General features: G+C 72.6%; 13 protein-coding genes. 10 read left to right on the forward strand and 3 right to left on the reverse strand.

Features of this window, described 5'->3' with window-relative positions:
* The first annotated feature begins 504 nt into the window (after positions 1 to 504).
* Positions 505 to 1917: a glycoside hydrolase family 16 protein gene (locus QQY24_RS05150; protein WP_301971466.1), complete on the forward strand. Its 1413-nt coding sequence runs from the start codon at positions 505 to 507 to the stop codon at positions 1915 to 1917.
* On the opposite strand, the gene QQY24_RS05155 is transcribed toward QQY24_RS05150, so the two are convergent.
* Positions 1911 to 2828, reverse strand: a complete 918-nt coding sequence (locus QQY24_RS05155; RefSeq protein ID WP_301971467.1) for an AraC family transcriptional regulator — start codon at positions 2826 to 2828, stop codon at positions 1911 to 1913. The two genes, QQY24_RS05150 and QQY24_RS05155, sit on opposite strands and share 7 nt — an antisense overlap.
* A gap of 146 nt (positions 2829 to 2974) precedes the next feature.
* On the opposite strand from QQY24_RS05155, the gene tkt reads away from it, so the two are divergent.
* From tkt to QQY24_RS05190, 7 genes are read left to right on the forward strand one after another with little or no spacing between them, the layout of a single operon-like run.
* The gene (tkt, locus tag QQY24_RS05160; protein WP_301971468.1) at positions 2975 to 5050 is read left to right on the forward strand and encodes a transketolase; all 2076 of its coding nucleotides are present in this window, start codon (positions 2975 to 2977) and stop codon (positions 5048 to 5050) included.
* Between the two features lie 19 nt (positions 5051 to 5069).
* Positions 5070 to 6236 (forward strand): transaldolase, encoded by a 1167-nt coding sequence (tal, locus tag QQY24_RS05165; RefSeq protein ID WP_301971469.1) that lies wholly within the window; start codon positions 5070 to 5072, stop codon positions 6234 to 6236.
* The gene (zwf, locus tag QQY24_RS05170; protein ID WP_301971470.1) at positions 6236 to 7840 is read left to right on the forward strand and encodes a glucose-6-phosphate dehydrogenase; all 1605 of its coding nucleotides are present in this window, start codon (positions 6236 to 6238) and stop codon (positions 7838 to 7840) included. Before tal ends, zwf begins: the two co-directional genes overlap by 1 nt.
* Positions 7837 to 8763 (forward strand): glucose-6-phosphate dehydrogenase assembly protein OpcA, encoded by a 927-nt coding sequence (gene opcA / locus QQY24_RS05175; protein WP_301971471.1) that lies wholly within the window; start codon positions 7837 to 7839, stop codon positions 8761 to 8763. The genes zwf and opcA overlap by 4 nt, the downstream gene beginning before the upstream one ends.
* A gap of 1 nt (position 8764) precedes the next feature.
* Complete coding sequence (gene pgi / locus QQY24_RS05180) at positions 8765 to 10429, forward strand: glucose-6-phosphate isomerase (protein ID WP_301971472.1); 1665 nt, start codon at positions 8765 to 8767, stop codon at positions 10427 to 10429.
* A gap of 1 nt (position 10430) precedes the next feature.
* Positions 10431 to 11315, forward strand: coding sequence for a phosphogluconate dehydrogenase (NAD(+)-dependent, decarboxylating) (gnd, locus tag QQY24_RS05185; RefSeq protein ID WP_301971473.1), 885 nt, complete (start codon positions 10431 to 10433; stop codon positions 11313 to 11315).
* A 6-nt stretch (positions 11316 to 11321) separates the two neighbouring features.
* Complete coding sequence (locus QQY24_RS05190) at positions 11322 to 11909, forward strand: histidine phosphatase family protein (protein WP_301971474.1); 588 nt, start codon at positions 11322 to 11324, stop codon at positions 11907 to 11909.
* 134 nt (positions 11910 to 12043) lie between these two features.
* On the opposite strand, the gene QQY24_RS05195 is transcribed toward QQY24_RS05190, so the two are convergent.
* On the reverse strand, positions 12044 to 12649 hold the full coding sequence (locus QQY24_RS05195; RefSeq protein ID WP_301971475.1) for a TetR/AcrR family transcriptional regulator: 606 nt from the start codon (positions 12647 to 12649) through the stop codon (positions 12044 to 12046).
* Positions 12650 to 12750: 101 nt separating this feature from the next.
* Here QQY24_RS05195 and QQY24_RS05200 point away from each other — a divergent pair, with 101 nt between their 5' ends.
* On the forward strand, positions 12751 to 13629 hold the full coding sequence (locus tag QQY24_RS05200; RefSeq protein ID WP_301971476.1) for an NAD(P)-dependent oxidoreductase: 879 nt from the start codon (positions 12751 to 12753) through the stop codon (positions 13627 to 13629).
* 16 nt (positions 13630 to 13645) lie between these two features.
* Here QQY24_RS05200 and QQY24_RS05205 read toward each other — a convergent pair whose 3' ends face one another.
* Positions 13646 to 14083: a PPOX class F420-dependent oxidoreductase gene (locus tag QQY24_RS05205; RefSeq protein WP_301971477.1), complete on the reverse strand. Its 438-nt coding sequence runs from the start codon at positions 14081 to 14083 to the stop codon at positions 13646 to 13648.
* Between the two features lie 274 nt (positions 14084 to 14357).
* Between QQY24_RS05205 and QQY24_RS05210 the strand changes: the two genes are divergently transcribed.
* Positions 14358 to 15581 carry a serine hydrolase gene (locus QQY24_RS05210; protein ID WP_301971478.1) on the forward strand — a complete coding sequence of 408 codons (1224 nt, stop codon included), beginning with the start codon at positions 14358 to 14360 and terminating at the stop codon, positions 15579 to 15581.
* Positions 15582 to 15633 lie beyond the last annotated feature (52 nt).

Raw genomic sequence — 15633 nt, forward strand, 5'->3', positions numbered from 1 at the left:
GGCCACGACCCGCACACCCGGCGCCACGACCGGGCCCGGCCGGCACCCCGGCCACGGCCCGGCCGGCGCGCCGACCGACCTCGGCCGGTGTCCGGCCGGGCTCGACTATGGCACGCCCCGCGCGATGACCGGGGCACCCCTGCCCGCCGCGCCCACGCCCACGACAGCGACAGCGACAGCGACAGCGACAGCGACAGCGACAGCCGATGCCGGCGACGTGGTGCTCCCGGGGGACCCCGGTGGGCGGACCGCCGCCCCGGTCGGCGGCCTCCCCGGCCGGGACCCGCCGTGGTCCCCCGGGAAGGCCCGGCGCGCCCGGCGCGGGGGCGCCCCCACGGGGCACGGTCCGTCCCATACCCGGCTTCATCGGGTGAACTCCCCCGGTCCGGCGGGACTTTCCCTGTTTCAACTCTTGACGACCGGTGGGCCGGAGAGCACATTGGCCGCACCTTGAGAGCGCTCTCATGGACACCCGTGCAGAACCCGTACCCGAGAGGGACCCCCATGAGTGAAACCTCCGGCATGTCGCCCGTGGGCGGCAGACGGCGGCGGCGTTCCGTCCGCAAGGCCTTCGTCGCCGTCCTCGGCACGCTGGGCCTGGCGGCGGTCGTCGCGACCGCCGGCACCGCACCCGCCAACGCCTCCGCCCCCACGCCCCCGTCCGGCTGGACCCAGGTCTTCCTGGACGACTTCAACGGTGCGGCCGGCTCCGGCGTCAACACCGCCAACTGGCAGTACGACACCGGGACCTCGTACCCCGGCGGGGCGGCCGGCTGGGGCACCGGCGAGGTCGAGACGATGACCTCCAGCACCAGCAACGTCGCGCTCGACGGCAACGGCAACCTGCAGATCACGCCGCGCCGTGACGCGTCGGGCCACTGGACCTCCGGCCGCATCGAGACCACCCGCACCGACTTCCAGCCCCCGGCCGGCGGCAAGCTGCGGGTGCAGGCCCGCATCCAGCTGCCGAACGTCACCGGCGCGGCGGCCAAGGGCTACTGGCCCGCGTTCTGGATGCTGGGCGCGCCGTTCCGCGGCAACTACTGGAACTGGCCGAGCATCGGCGAGCTGGACATCATGGAGAACGTCCAGGGCCTGAACACCGACTGGTCCACCATGCACTGCGGCACCGGCTCCGGCGGCCCCTGCAACGAGACCACCGGCATCGGCAACAACACGCCGTGCACCGGCACCACCTGCCAGGCCGGCTTCCACACCTACTCGATGGAGTGGGACCGCTCCACCAGCCCCGAGGAGATCCGCTTCTACCTCGACGGCGTCAACTTCCACACGGTGCGGGCCAACCAGGTCGACGCGACCACCTGGGCCAACGCCACCAACCACGGCTACTTCCTCATCCTCAACGTGGCCATGGGCGGCGGCTTCCCGGGCGCCTACGGCGGCGGTCCGGACGGCGGCACCGACCCGAACCACCCGATGACCGTGGACTACGTGCAGGTGCTGCAGTCCGGCGGGGGCACCACCACTCCCCCGCCGACCGGCAACCGGGACGCCTACAGCGCGATCCAGGCCGAGTCCAACGACAGCCAGTCCGGCGTGATCACCGAGGCCACCACGGACTCCGGCGGCGGGCAGGACATCGGCTCGATCGCCAACGGCGACTGGGCGCTGTACAAGGGCGTCGACTTCGGTTCCACGCCCGCCAACCAGTTCGTCGCCCGGGTGGCCAGCGGGGCCGCGTCGGGGGTGAGCGGACTGGTCGAGGTGCGCCTGGACAGCCGCGGCAACGCGCCGATCGGCAGCTTCGCGCTGTCGAACACCGGCGGCTGGCAGTCCTGGCGGACGGTGCCGGCGAACATCGGCTCCGTGACCGGCACGCACGACGTCTACCTGACGTTCACGAGCGGTCAGCCGGCCGACTTCGTGAACGTGAACTGGTTCGACTTCGGTCACTGAACCGCGGGACCGGGCCGCTCCTGACGCAGGTCGGCCCGGAACACCACCGGCGTCTGGCCGGTGTGCAGCTGGAAGAACTTGGAGAAGTTGGCCGCGTCGGGGAAGCCCACGGCCGCCCCGACGCGGCCGATCGGCATGTCCGTGTGCGCGAGGAGGCGCTTGGCCTCCAGGACCACGCGCTTGTCGATGAATCCCTTCGGCGTCCCGCCGGTGGCCGCGCGCACCGCGCGCACGAGGGTGCGGCGGGAGTAGCCGAGCGCGTCGGCGTAGGCGCTGACGCTGTGGTTGGTGGCGAAGCCCTTCTCGACGGCGTCCCTGAAGCGGGTGAAGGTGCTGTCCGACTGGCGCCGGGAGACCTCGGCCGAGCTGGCCGCGAGGTGCGCGAGGCGCAGCAGGCAGGCGGTGAGCGTGTGCCGCAGGACGGCCGTGTGCAGGCCCAGCGGGAGGGTGGCGGTGTCCTCGTACTCGCGGTGCAGCTGCGCCAGGGCCGCCTGGAGCGCGGCGAGCCGGTCCGGGCCGGGGTGCAGCAGGGGCGGCAGGTCGTAGCGGTACAGGCCGGTGGCCTCGACGGTGACACGGGGCAGGAAGCCGGGCTGCATGGTCAGGACGGTTCCGCGGTACTCGCTCGTGCGGGAGAACCGGTGGACCTGCCCGGGCCGGATCCACAGCAGGTCGCCGGCCGCGGCCTCGTACTCGGCGAAGTCGATCATGTGTCGCACGGGACCATGCGTGAAGAGCATGACCACGTGGAAGTCGATGCGGTGGACGCGGTGCAGCGGAGCGCCGGAGTGCCAGACGCGGCCGGTCCCCATGGGGCCGATCTGCATGCCGACGCCACCGACGGCCAGCTCGGCCGGGAAGGGGAAGGTCCTGATCTCGTCACCGTCACTTTGGTGCGTTCTGTCCGCCATGTCCTTCTCGTGCCGTTCCTGTCGCGCGATCGCTGTCCCAGATTCACCACAGGCTGACACACCTCGACCTTCCACCGGAAAAGTCAGACTTTTAAGTTTGAACGCGTACCGCCAGCACTCCCGCAGCGAACGAGGACTTCTTGAACATGAGCACGCAGACAGCCGACGGCTTCGAGTGGACCGACCTCGACCGGCGTGCCGTGGACACCGCCCGGATCCTGGCCGCCGACGCGGTGCAGAAGGTCGGCAACGGCCACCCGGGCACCGCGATGGCCCTGGCGCCCGCCGCGTACACGATCTTCCAGAAGGTGATGCGGCACGACCCGGCCGACCCGGAGTGGGCCGGCCGTGACCGTTTCGTGCTGTCCCCCGGCCACACCTCGCTGACCCTCTACACGCAGCTGTACCTCGCCGGGTACGAGCTGGAGCTGGACGACCTCAGGGCGTTCCGCACGCACGGCTCGAAGACCCCCGGCCATCCCGAGTACGGCCACACCGCGGGCGTGGAGACCACCACGGGCCCGCTCGGCCAGGGCGTCGCGAACGCCGTGGGCATGGCGATGGCGGCCCGTTACGAGCGCGGCCTGTTCGACCCCGGGGCGCCCGCGGGCACCTCCCCCTTCGACCACACCGTCTGGGCGATCGTCTCCGACGGCGACCTGCAGGAGGGCGTCTCCGCCGAGGCCTCCTCGCTGGCCGGTCACCAGAGGCTCGGCAACCTGGTCTTCCTCTACGACGACAACCACATCTCCATCGAGGGCGACACCGCGACCGCCTTCTCCGAGGACGTGCTGAAGCGGTACGAGGCCTACGGCTGGCACACCCAGCGCGTCGAGCCCACCGCCGACGGCGACATCGACGCGGCGGCGCTGTACGCGGCGCTGCGGGCGGCGCGGGAGGAGACCGGGCGGCCCTCCATCATCGCGATGCGCACGATCATCGCCTGGCCCGCCCCCAACGCGCGGAACACCGAGGCCGCCCACGGCTCGGCGCTGGGCGAGGAGGAGGTCGCGGCCACCAAGCGCCTCCTCGGCTTCGACCCGGAGAGGACCTTCGAGGTCTCCGAGGAGGTCCTGGCCCACACCCGCCGGGCCCTGGACCGCGGTGCCGAGGCGCACGCCGCCTGGGACAAGCGGATCGCCGAGTGGCGCTCGGCCGACCCGGAGCGGGCCCGCCTCTTCGACCGGATCAGCAAGGGCGAGCTGCCCGAGGGCTGGCAGGACGCCCTGCCGGTCTTCGAGGAGGGCAAGTCCTTCGCCACCCGTGCCGCCTCCGGCAAGGTGCTGCAGGCGCTCGGCGCGGTGATCCCGGAGCTGTGGGGCGGTTCGGCCGACCTCGCCGGCTCCAACAACACGACCATCGACAAGGACAGCTCGTTCCTGCCCGCGGGCAACCCGCTGCCGGAGGCGGACCCGTACGGCCGTACCGTGCACTTCGGCATCCGCGAGTTCTCGATGGCCGCGGAGATGAACGGCATCGCCCTGCACGGCAACACGCGCGTCTACGGCGGCACCTTCCTGGTGTTCTCCGACTACATGCGCAACGCGGTGCGCATGTCGGCGCTGATGCAGCTGCCGGTGACGTACGTGTGGACGCACGACTCCATCGGCCTGGGCGAGGACGGCCCCACCCACCAGCCGGTCGAGCACCTGGCCTCGCTGCGCGCCATCCCCGGCCTGAACGTCGTCCGCCCGGCGGACGCCAACGAGACCGCGACCGCCTGGGCCGAGATCCTGAGGAGGCACGCCACCGACCCGGCCCCGCACGGGCTCGCGCTCACCCGCCAGGGCGTGCCGGTGTACGCGCCGGACGAGAACGCGGCCAAGGGCGGCTACGTCCTGCGCGAGTCCTCGACCGGGACCCCGGAGGTGATCCTCATCGCGACCGGCTCCGAGGTGCAGCTGGCCGTCGCCGCGCGGGAGCGGCTGGAGGCCGGGGGGACCGGCACGCGGGTGGTGTCGATGCCGTGCGTGGAGTGGTTCGAGCAGCAGCCGCGCGCCTACCGCGAGAGCGTGCTGCCGCCGGCCGTGCGGGCCCGGGTCGCCGTCGAGGCCGGCATCGGCCTGACCTGGCACCGGTTCGTGGGCGACGCGGGACGGATCGTCTCCCTCGAACACTTCGGCGCCTCCGCCGACGCGAAGGTCCTGTTCGCCGAATTCGGCTTCACCCCCGACAACGTCGCCGCCGCCGCCCGCGAATCGCTGGCCGCCGCGCGCGCCTGATCCCGCCGTGACGAGAAGGATGAGCACTGTGACCGAAGCAACCGCCACCCCGGGAGCCCTCGAGCGCCTCGCCGACGAGGGGGTCTCGATCTGGCTCGACGACCTGTCGCGCAAGCGGATCGCCTCCGGCGGCCTGGCCGCCGCGGTGTCCGGCGGCGGCGTCGTCGGCGTCACCACCAACCCGTCGATCTTCCAGGCCGCCATCGGCTCCGGTGAGGGCTACGAGGAGCAGCTCGCCGACCTGGCCGTACGGGGCGTCACCGTGGAGGAGGCGGTACGGATGATGACGACCGCCGACGTCCGGGACGCCGCCGACGTCCTGCGCCCGGTCTTCGACGCCACCGGCGGCCGGGACGGCCGCGTCTCCATCGAGGTGGACCCCCGGCTCGCGCACGACGAGAGGGCGACCGTCGCCGAGGCCAGGCAGCTGGCCTGGCTGGTGGACCGCCCCAACGTGATGATCAAGATCCCGGCCACCGAGGCGGGTCTCCCGGCGATCACCGAGGTCATCGGCCTCGGCATCAGCGTCAACGTCACGCTGATCTTCTCCCTGGAGCGCTACCGGGCCGTCATGGACGCCTACCTCTCGGGCCTGGAGAAGGCCGGGGAGCGGGGCCTGGACCTGTCGGAGATCCACTCCGTGGCGTCGTTCTTCGTGTCCCGCGTGGACACCGAGATCGACAAGCGGCTGGACGCCCTGGGCACCGACGGGGCCGGGGCGCTGCGCGGCAGGGCCGCCCTCGCCAACGCGCGCCTGGCCTACCAGGCGTACGAGGAGGTGTTCGGCTCCGCCGACGGCTCGACGCCGTCCTCCGACCGCTGGAGCGCGCTGGAGAACGCGGGCGCCAACAAGCAGCGTCCGCTGTGGGCGTCCACCGGCGTGAAGGACCCGGCCTACCCGGACACGATGTACGTCACCGAACTGGTCGCGCCGAACACGGTCAACACCATGCCGGAGGCCACGCTGGAGGCCACCGCCGACCACGGCGAGATCACCGGCAACACCGTCGCCGGCACCTACGAGCAGGCCCGCGCCGACATCGACGCGCTCGAGGAGCTCGGGATCTCCTACGACGACGTCGTCCGGCGGCTGGAGGACGAGGGCGTCGCCAAGTTCGAGGCGGCCTGGCAGGACCTGCTGGACGCCGTCACCAAGTCCCTGGACAGCAAGGGAGCTGACGCGTAATGACGACCAAGGATGCGCGGCCCGGGAAGCCCGGCGCCGAGGCGGCCACCGCGGAGGACCGCGTCCCGGCCGGCCCGGCCGAGGACTGGCTGAACCCGCTGCGCGACGCCCGCGACCGCCGGCTGCCCCGCATCGCCGGGCCGTCCGGCCTGGTCATCTTCGGGGTGACCGGCGACCTGTCCCGCAAGAAGCTGATGCCGGCCGTGTACGACCTGGCCAACCGCGGTCTGCTGCCGCCGGGCTTCTCCCTGGTGGGCTTCGCCCGCCGCGACTGGGAGGACCAGGACTTCGCGCAGGTCGTGCACGACGCCGTGCGCGAACACTCCCGGACCCCGTTCCGCGAGGAGGTCTGGCAGCAGCTCGCCGAGGGCATGCGGTTCGTCCCCGGCGACTTCGACGACGACACCGCGTTCAAGCAGCTGCGCGGGGCCGTCGAGGAGCTGGACGCCTCCCGGGGCACCGGCGGCAACTTCGCGTTCTACCTGTCGGTGCCGCCGAAGTTCTTCCCGAAGGTCGTGCAGCAGCTGAAGAAGCACGGCCTGGCCAAGGCGCCGCAGGGGGCCTGGCGGCGCGCGGTCATCGAGAAGCCGTTCGGCCACGACCTGGCCAGCGCCCGCGAGCTGAACAGGATCGTGCACGACGTGTTCGAGCCCGATCAGGTCTTCCGCATCGACCACTACCTCGGCAAGGAGACGGTCCAGAACATCCTGGCGCTGCGCTTCGCCAACCAGATGTACGAGCCGATCTGGAACCGGTCCTACGTCGACCACGTGCAGATCACCATGGCCGAGGACATCGGCATCGGCGGCCGGGCCGGCTACTACGACGGCATCGGCGCCGCCCGCGACGTCATCCAGAACCACCTGCTGCAGCTGATGGCGCTCACCGCCATGGAGGAGCCCATCGCGTTCGACGCGGAGGCGCTGCTCACCGAGAAGCTGAAGGTGCTCAAGTCGGTCTGCCTGCCGGACGACTTCGGCAGGCACACCGTGCGCGGGCAGTACGCGGCCGGCTGGCAGGGCGGCGAGAAGGTCGTCGGCTACCTCGAAGAGGACGGCATCGACCCGAAGTCCAAGACCGACACCTACGCGGCCGTCAAGCTGGAGGTCGACAACCGCCGCTGGGCGGGCGTGCCGTTCTACCTGCGCACCGGCAAGCGGCTGGGCCGCCGCGTCACCGAGATCGCGGTGGTCTTCAAGCGGGCGCCGCACTCCCCGTTCGACTCCACCGCCACCGAGGAGCTGGGCTCGAACGCGATCGTCGTCCGCGTCCAGCCCGACGAGGGCATGACCGTCCGCTTCGGCTCCAAGGTGCCGGGCACCTCGATGGAGATCCGGGACGTGTCGATGGACTTCGCCTACGGCGAGTCCTTCACGGAGTCCAGCCCCGAGGCGTACGAACGGCTGATCCTGGACGTGCTGCTCGGCGACGCGAACCTGTTCCCCCGCCACCAGGAAGTGGAGGAGTCCTGGAAGATCCTCGACCCGATCGAGGAGTACTGGGCGGCGCACGGCACGCCGGCGCAGTACGCGTCGGGCAGCTGGGGACCGGCGGAAGCGGACGAGATGCTCGCACGAGACGGACGGAGCTGGCGCAGGCCATGAAGATCGACCTGACGGACACCACGGCAAGCAAGATCAACAAGGCGTTGGTGCAGGGCCGGCGGGCCATCGGCACCCCGGCCGTGGGCATGGTCCTGACGATGGTCATCGTCACGGACGAGGAGAACGCCTACGACTCGATCCGGGCCGCCGAGGAGGCCTCGCACGAGCACCCCTCGCGGACCCTGGTGGTCATCAAGCGGCACGCCCGCACCCTGCGCGACCGCACCGCCTCCCGCCTCGACGCCGAGGTGCGGGTGGGCTCGGAGGCCGGCACCGGCGAGACGGTCGTGCTGCGCACCTACGGCGAGGTGTCCGACCACGCCGACTCGGTGGTGCTGCCGCTGCTGCTGCCGGACGCCCCGGTGGTGGTCTGGTGGCCGGTGGACGCGCCCGAGCATCCCGCGAAGGACCCGCTGGGCGCGCTGGCGCAGCGCCGGATCACCGACCTGTACGCCGTCGAGCGGCCGCTGGAGGTCCTGGAGGCCCGGATGCGCAACTACGCGCCCGGCGACACCGACCTGGCCTGGACCCGGCTGACGCCGTGGCGGTCGATGCTGGCCGCGGCCCTGGACCAGGCCCGGGAGAAGGTGGCGTCGGCGGCCGTGGAGGCCGAGGCCGACAACCCCAGCGCCGAACTCCTCGCGCGCTGGCTCGAGGCCCGGCTGGGCGTCCCGGTGGACCGGGTGGTCAGCCCCGGCCCGGTGGTCACGGCCGTGCGGCTGGGCACCGGCAAGGGCGAGATCGTCATCGACCGCCCCGAGGGCCCGCTCGCCACGCTGTCCCTGCCGGGCCAGCCGCCGCGCACCCTGGCCCTGAAGGTGCGCGCCACCTCCGAACTCATCGCCGAGGAACTGCGCCGCCTCGACGCCGACGAGATGTACGCCATCGCCCTGCAGGGCGAGGCCGCCAAGGAGAACGCCTGACATGTCCGAGTCCCAGACGCACCGGCTCACCCGCAGGCCCGAATGGGCCGCGCTCACCGACCACCGCGCCCAGGGCGAGCCGTCCCTGCGCGAGCTGTTCGCGGCGGACCCCTCGCGCGCCGAGCGGTACGTCGTCGAGGTCGGTGACCTGCGCATCGACTACAGCAAGAACCTGATCACCGACGAGACCCTGGCCCTGCTCCGCGAACTCGCCACCGCCACCGGTGTGTTCGAGCTGCGGGACGCCATGTTCCGCGGTGAGAGGATCAACATCACCGAGCAGCGGGCCGTGCTGCACACCGCGCTGCGCGCCCCGCGCGACGCGGTGGTCGAGGTCGACGGCGAGAACGTCGTCCCCGGCGTGCACGCCGTGCTGGACAAGATGGCCGGCTTCGCCGAGCGGGTCCGCTCCGGCGAGTGGACCGGCCACACCGGCAAGCGGATCCGCAACGTCGTCAACATCGGCATCGGCGGCTCCGACCTGGGCCCGGCGATGGCGTACGAGGCGCTGCGCGCCTACACCGCCCGGGACCTGACGTTCCGGTTCGTGTCCAACGTGGACGGCGCCGACCTGCACGAGGCCACCCGCGACCTGGATCCCGCCGAGACGCTGTTCATCGTGGCGTCCAAGACGTTCACCACGATCGAGACGATCACCAACGCCACCTCGGCCCGCTCCTGGCTGCTGCGCGCGCTGGGCGGTGACGAGAAGGCGGTCGCCCGGCACTTCGTGGCCCTGTCCACGAACGCGGAGAAGGTCACGGAGTTCGGCATCGACCCGGACAACATGTTCGAGTTCTGGGACTGGGTCGGCGGCCGGTACTCGTACGACTCCGCGATCGGCCTGTCCCTGATGATCGCCATCGGCCCGGACCGGTTCCGGGAGATGCTCGACGGCTTCCACCTGGTCGACGAGCACTTCCGCACCGCGCCCGCCGAGGCCAACGCCCCGCTGATCCTCGGTCTGCTGGGCGTCTGGTACGGCAACTTCCACGACGCCCAGTCGCACGCCGTGCTCCCCTACAGCCACTACCTGTCGAAGTTCACCGCCTACCTGCAGCAGCTGGACATGGAGTCCAACGGCAAGTCGGTGGACCGGGACGGCAACGCCGTGGACTGGCAGACCGGACCCGTCGTGTGGGGCACGCCGGGCACCAACGGGCAGCACGCCTACTACCAGCTGATCCACCAGGGCACCAAGCTGATCCCGGCGGACTTCATCGGCTTCGCCCGGCCCGTCGGCGAGCTGAGCGAGGAGCTGAAGGCCCAGCACGACCTGCTGATGGCGAACTTCTTCGCCCAGACCCAGGCCCTCGCCTTCGGCAAGACGGCCGAGGAGGTCCGCGCGGAGGGCGTGCCCGCCGAGCAGGTGCCGCACCGCACCTTCCGGGGCAACCACCCCACCACGACCGTCCTGGCGGGGGAACTCACCCCGTCCGTGCTCGGCCAGCTGGTCGCCCTCTACGAGCACAAGGTGTTCGTCCAGGGTGCGGTCTGGAACATCGACTCCTTCGACCAGTGGGGCGTGGAACTGGGGAAGGTCCTCGCCAAGCGCGTCGAACCGGCCCTGACCCAGGGCGCGGACGTGCCCGGTCTGGACCCGTCCACCACGGCCCTCGTCGCCGCCTACCGCTCGCTCAAGAACGCCCAGGGAGAAGTGAACTGACATGCAGCTCGGCCTCATCGGTCTCGGCAGGATGGGCGGCAACATGCGCGAGCGGATCCGCCGCGCCGGCCACACCGTCATCGGCTACGACCGCAATCCCGAACTCTCCGACGTCAAGGACCTCGCCGAACTGGTCGAGAAGCTCGACGCGCCCCGCCACGTCTGGGTGATGGTGCCGGCCGGCACCGCCACCCAGACCGTCATCGACGAACTGAAGGACCTGCTCTCCCCCGGCGACACCGTCGTCGACGGCGGCAACTCCCGCTGGACGGACGACGAGAAGCACGCCGCGGAACTCGGCGTCAAGGGCATCGGCTTCGTCGACGCGGGCGTCTCCGGCGGGGTGTGGGGCCTGGAGAACGGCTACGCGCTCATGGTCGGCGGCGACGAGGAGCACGTCGAGCGGCTGAAGCCGGTCTTCGACGCGCTCAAGCCCGAGGGCCCCTACGGCTACGTCCACGCGGGCCGGGTCGGCGCCGGGCACTTCTCCAAGATGGTCCACAACGGCATCGAGTACGCCATGATGCAGGCCTACGCCGAGGGCTGGGAGCTGCTGGAGTCGGTGTCCTCGGTGGACAACGTCCGCGAGGTGTTCCGCTCCTGGCAGGAGGGCACGGTCATCCGCTCCTGGCTGCTGGACCTGGCCGTGAACGCCCTGGACGACGACGAGCACCTCGACCGGCTGCGCGGCTACGCCGAGGACTCCGGCGAGGGCCGCTGGACCGTCGAGGCCGCCATCGACAACGCGGTCCCGCTGCCGGCGATCACCGCGTCGCTGTTCGCCCGGTTCGCCTCCCGGCAGGAGGACTCGCCGCAGATGAAGATGATCGCCGCGCTGCGCAACCAGTTCGGCGGCCACGCCGTCGAGTCGGCGAAGAAGGGCTGACGCACCGTGGGGGACCTCCTTCTGGTCCGCCACGGTGAGACGGAGTGGAGCAGGTCGGGCAGGCACACCGGCTTTACCGACCTGCCTCTCACCCCGCACGGCGAGGAACAGGCCAAGTCCCTCGCCCCCCTCCTCACCGGACGGACCTTCTCGCTCGTCCTCGCCAGCCCGCTCTCCCGCGCCGCGCGCACCGCCGCGCTCGCGGGCGTGAGCGGGGTGAGGACCGACCCGGACCTGCACGAGTGGGACTACGGGGCGTACGAGGGCGTCACCACCGACGACATCCACACGGACCGCCCCGGCTGGGACCTGTGGACCGACGGTGTGCCGCCCGGCCGCGAGGGCTTCCCCGGGGAGTCGCCCGAACAGGTGGGCGCCCGCGCCGACCGGGTGCTGTCCCGCGTCGGCCCGGCGCTGGCCGACGGTGACGTGCTGCTGGTGGCGCACTCGCACTTCCTGCGGGTCCTCACCGCGCGCCACCTGGGTCTGCCGCCCGCCGAGGGGCGCCTGTTCCGCATCGACACGGGCACGCTCAACCGCCTGTCGACCGAGCACGGCCGCCCGGTCGTCGCGGAGTGGAACGCCAAGCCGTAGAGCTCGGAAGGCAGTTGGCACCCGCGGCGACGCCGGGTCGGATGTCCCCGATGGGGATCAGCGATCCGACGCCGGCCGAGTCGCGGGTGTGACGGGCCTTCCCGCGCGGTGACCCGGCGGTGTGACCGGGACCGTCAGCCGTCCGTGGGGTCCTTCCGGACGGCCGCGTCCAGCAGGGGGCCGAGTTCGCGTACCGCGGTGCGCAGGGGGCGCACGTCCTGCTCGGCCCGGGACAGCAGGATCGCCCCCTCCAGGGTGCTGATCATCAGCGTGGCGAGCGCGTCGGCCCGGGCCGCGGGGACGCCCATGCCGGTCAGGGCCCCGGCCACCGGGGCCCGCCAGGCCGTGAACGCGGCGGCGGCCGCCTCGCGGGTGGAGGTGCCCGCCGAGGCGCAGTCCACGGTCGCGGCGGCGACCGGGCAGCCCGCGGCGAAGCCGTCCGTCCCGTACTCCTCGGTCCACTGCGCGGCCATCGCCGCGAACAGGCCGCTGGGCGTCGGTTCGGCCGGTCCCGCCAGGAAGCGGGCGACGCGCCTGCCCGCGTACCGGCCCGCCCAGGCGACGGCCTCGTTGACCAGTTGCTCCTTGCCGCCCGGGAAGTAGTGCTGGAGCGAGCCGCGCGGCGCCCCGGCGTGGGCGGCGACGTCCCGCATGCCGGTCGCGGTGACCCCCTCGCGCCGGATGAGCTGGGCCGCGCTGAAGACCATCCGCTCGCGCGGTCCGCGCCGCGACTGCGTCATGTCCGACCTCCGATCACCCGCCCGCCACTCTATGACCGGCGTCATGAGCGGGGCTACTATGACAACCGTCATAGTCGATCCGTCGAGGAAGGGCGGCCCCCGTGCGCGTCGGTTTCATCGGTCTCGGGGTGATGGGCCGGCCCATGGCGCTGCGGCTCGCGGCCGCCGGCACGCCCCTGGTGGTGTGGAACCGGACCCGGGAACGCGCCGGGCCGCTGCGCGCGGCCGGCGCCGAGGTCGCGGCGGACGCCGGCGAGGTGTTCGCACGGGCCGGGACGGTCCTGCTGATGCTCGCCGACGAGAGGGCCCTCGACACGGTCCTCGGCCGCGGCACCCCCGCCTTCGCGGCCCGGGTCGCCGGACGGATCGTCGTCCACATGGGCACCACCTCCCCGGAGCACTCGCAGGACCTGGCCGCCGAGGTCCGCGCGGCGGGCGGCCGGTACGTCGAGGCGCCCGTCTCCGGGTCGCGCGTTCCGGCGGAGCAGGGGCAGCTGGTGGCCATGCTGGCCGGCGAGGAGTCCGCCGTCGCGGCCGTACGGCCGCTGCTGGCGCCGCTGTGCCGGGAGACCTTCGTGTGCGGGGCGGCGCCGAACGCCCTGCTGATGAAGCTGTCCGTGAACCTCTTCCTGATCACGCTGGTGACCGGGCTGACGGAGGCGTTCCACTTCGCCGAGCGGCAGGGCCTGGACCAGCAGCTGTTCCTGGACGTGCTGGACGCGGGCCCCATGGCCAGCGCGGTCTCCCGGATGAAGGCGCCGAAGCTGCGCGAGCGGGACTTCGCGGTGCAGGCCGCCGCCCGTGACGTCCTGAAGAACAACCGGCTCATCGCCGGGGCGGCCCGCGGGGCGCACCTGGCCTCGCCGTTGCTCGACGTCTGCCACGCCCTGTTCGAGGAGACGGTGGCACAGGGGCACGGCGGCGAGGACATGGTGGCGGTGCTGCGGGCGATCGAGGCGCGCACCGCCGGGACGCCGTGAGCCGGTGCCGCGGGGGCTACTTCTTCGGGATGCCGTACGCCCGCTCGACGCGCAGCCGGACCACCAGGCGGCGGTCGCGGACCATGGCGGCCCGGTAGTCGTCCCAGTCCGCGTGCTCGCCGATGACGTCCCGGTACAGCCGGACCAGCTCCTCCACGGTGTCGTCGTGCGGGTCCCGGGCGACCGGCGACAGCTCCGCCGTGCCCTCGGCGACCGTGTACGCCCAGCGGTCGGCGCTGGTGACGTGGTAGGACGCGCGGGGGTCGCGGCGCAGGTTGCGGGTCTTGGCGCGGTCGTCGGTGACCGAGATCCGGATGATCCGCCCGTCGGGGTCGTAGGCGTGGCTGACGTTCGACACCTGGGGGCGGCCGTCGCTCCTGAGGGTGACCAGCACCCCGCCGTGCCCCTCGGAGAGCAGTTCGAGCAGCGCGTCCTGCGCCGGGTCCTGAGTCATACCAGGGTCAACCGGCCGGCCCCGGGGCGCATTCCCGGCGACGGGGGCGGCGGAACCCGTCCGCACCCCGCCGCCCGTCCGCACCCCGCGGCCCGTCCGCACCCCGCACGGGTGTCCGCGGCGGGCCGGCGGACGGCTCCCCCGGCCGCCCCGGCGCGGCGTCGCGTCGATCACACGCACCCCCCGTACGCGGGTCCCCCGGGGTGTTCCTGCGCGACGATGAGGCCGGGGGCCGCCGTGCCGCCCCCGCGTACGACGCGACCGGAGGAGAGCGATGGCACAGCTGCGACAGGAAGTCGACCCGGGCGAGGCCGGACTGGATCCGAAGGCGCTGGACCGCCTCGACCGGCACTTCGCCCACCACGTCGACGAGGGGCGCCTGCCCGGCTACCTGGTGGCGGTGGCCCGCGGCGGCCGCGTCGCCCACCTGAGCACGTACGGCCGGCGCGACGTCGCGGCCGGCCTGCCGGTCGAGGCGGACACCCTGTGGCGGATCTACTCCATGACCAAGCCCGTCACCGCGGTCGCGGTGCTGCTGCTGGTGGAGGAGGGCCGGCTCTCCCTCGACGACCCCCTCGAACGCCACCTGCCCGCGTTCGCCGACCCCCGTGTCTACGAGGGCGGTTCGGGCGCCGGGGTGCGCACCCGGCCGGCCCGCGGCCCGATCCTGATCCGGCACCTGCTCACCCACACGGCCGGCCTGACCTTCGGCTTCTACCACAAGCACCCCGTCGACGCGCTCTACCGCGAGGCCGGCCTGGAGTTCTCGGTGCCGCCGGGCAAGGACCTCGCCGAGACCATCGAGGTGTACGCGCGGCAGCCGCTGCAGTTCGAGCCGGGCACGCAGTGGAACTACTCGGTCGCCGCCAACGTGCTGGGCCGCGTGATCGAGGTGGTCTCCGGGCAGCCGCTGGACGCCTTCTTCGCCGAGCGGATCTTCCGCCCGCTCGGCATGACCGACACCGGCTTCCACGTCGGTGCCGACCAGGCGGAGCGGCTGGCCGAGCTGTACGGCGAGACGGAGGACGGCGGCATCACGCCGGTCCCGGGTCTGCCGGTGCGCGGCCGGCCGCGGTTCCTGTCCGGCAGCGGTGGCCTCGTCTCCTCGGCCCACGACTACCAGCGCTTCATGGACATGCTGCGCCGGGGCGGTGAGCTGGACGGCACCCGTCTGCTGTCGCCCGCCGCGGTCGCGCTGATGACCCGCAACCACCTGCCCGGCGGCGCCGACCTGCGTTCCTTCGGAGCCCCGGCGCACCAGGAGCGCGGCAACGAGGGCCTGGGCTTCGGCTTCAACGTCTCCGTGGTGATCGACCCCGCCCGCACCCCGGCCCCGTCCGCCGCGGGCACCTACGGCTGGACCGGCGTCGCGACCACCGCCTTCTGGGTCGACCCGGGCCACGACCTGACCGTGCAGTTCATGACCCAGGTCCGGCCGAAGACGCTGAAGGTCTTCCCCGAACTGCGGCGCCTGGTCCACGAGGCACGGGTGGCGTGACCGACCGCCGCCGGCCGGGGCACGGGGCGGCCTTCCCCGCACCGGGCCGGTC

This window comes from Streptomyces sp. TG1A-8 (assembly GCF_030499535.1).
Classification (GTDB): domain Bacteria; phylum Actinomycetota; class Actinomycetes; order Streptomycetales; family Streptomycetaceae; genus Streptomyces.

Coding starts and splice junctions, on each gene's coding strand:
- tkt (WP_301971468.1), top strand. CDS start 2,975: ATGAGCACGCAGACAGCCGACGGCTTCGAGTGGACCGACCTCGACCGG.
- tal (WP_301971469.1), top strand. CDS start 5,070: ATGAGCACTGTGACCGAAGCAACCGCCACCCCGGGAGCCCTCGAGCGC.
- QQY24_RS05195 (WP_301971475.1), bottom strand. CDS start 12,649: ATGACGCAGTCGCGGCGCGGACCGCGCGAGCGGATGGTCTTCAGCGCG.
- QQY24_RS05205 (WP_301971477.1), bottom strand. CDS start 14,083: ATGACTCAGGACCCGGCGCAGGACGCGCTGCTCGAACTGCTCTCCGAG.
- gnd (WP_301971473.1), top strand. CDS start 10,431: ATGCAGCTCGGCCTCATCGGTCTCGGCAGGATGGGCGGCAACATGCGC.
- opcA (WP_301971471.1), top strand. CDS start 7,837: ATGAAGATCGACCTGACGGACACCACGGCAAGCAAGATCAACAAGGCG.
- QQY24_RS05150 (WP_301971466.1), top strand. CDS start 505: ATGAGTGAAACCTCCGGCATGTCGCCCGTGGGCGGCAGACGGCGGCGG.
- zwf (WP_301971470.1), top strand. CDS start 6,236: ATGACGACCAAGGATGCGCGGCCCGGGAAGCCCGGCGCCGAGGCGGCC.
- QQY24_RS05155 (WP_301971467.1), bottom strand. CDS start 2,828: ATGGCGGACAGAACGCACCAAAGTGACGGTGACGAGATCAGGACCTTC.
- QQY24_RS05210 (WP_301971478.1), top strand. CDS start 14,358: ATGGCACAGCTGCGACAGGAAGTCGACCCGGGCGAGGCCGGACTGGAT.
- pgi (WP_301971472.1), top strand. CDS start 8,765: ATGTCCGAGTCCCAGACGCACCGGCTCACCCGCAGGCCCGAATGGGCC.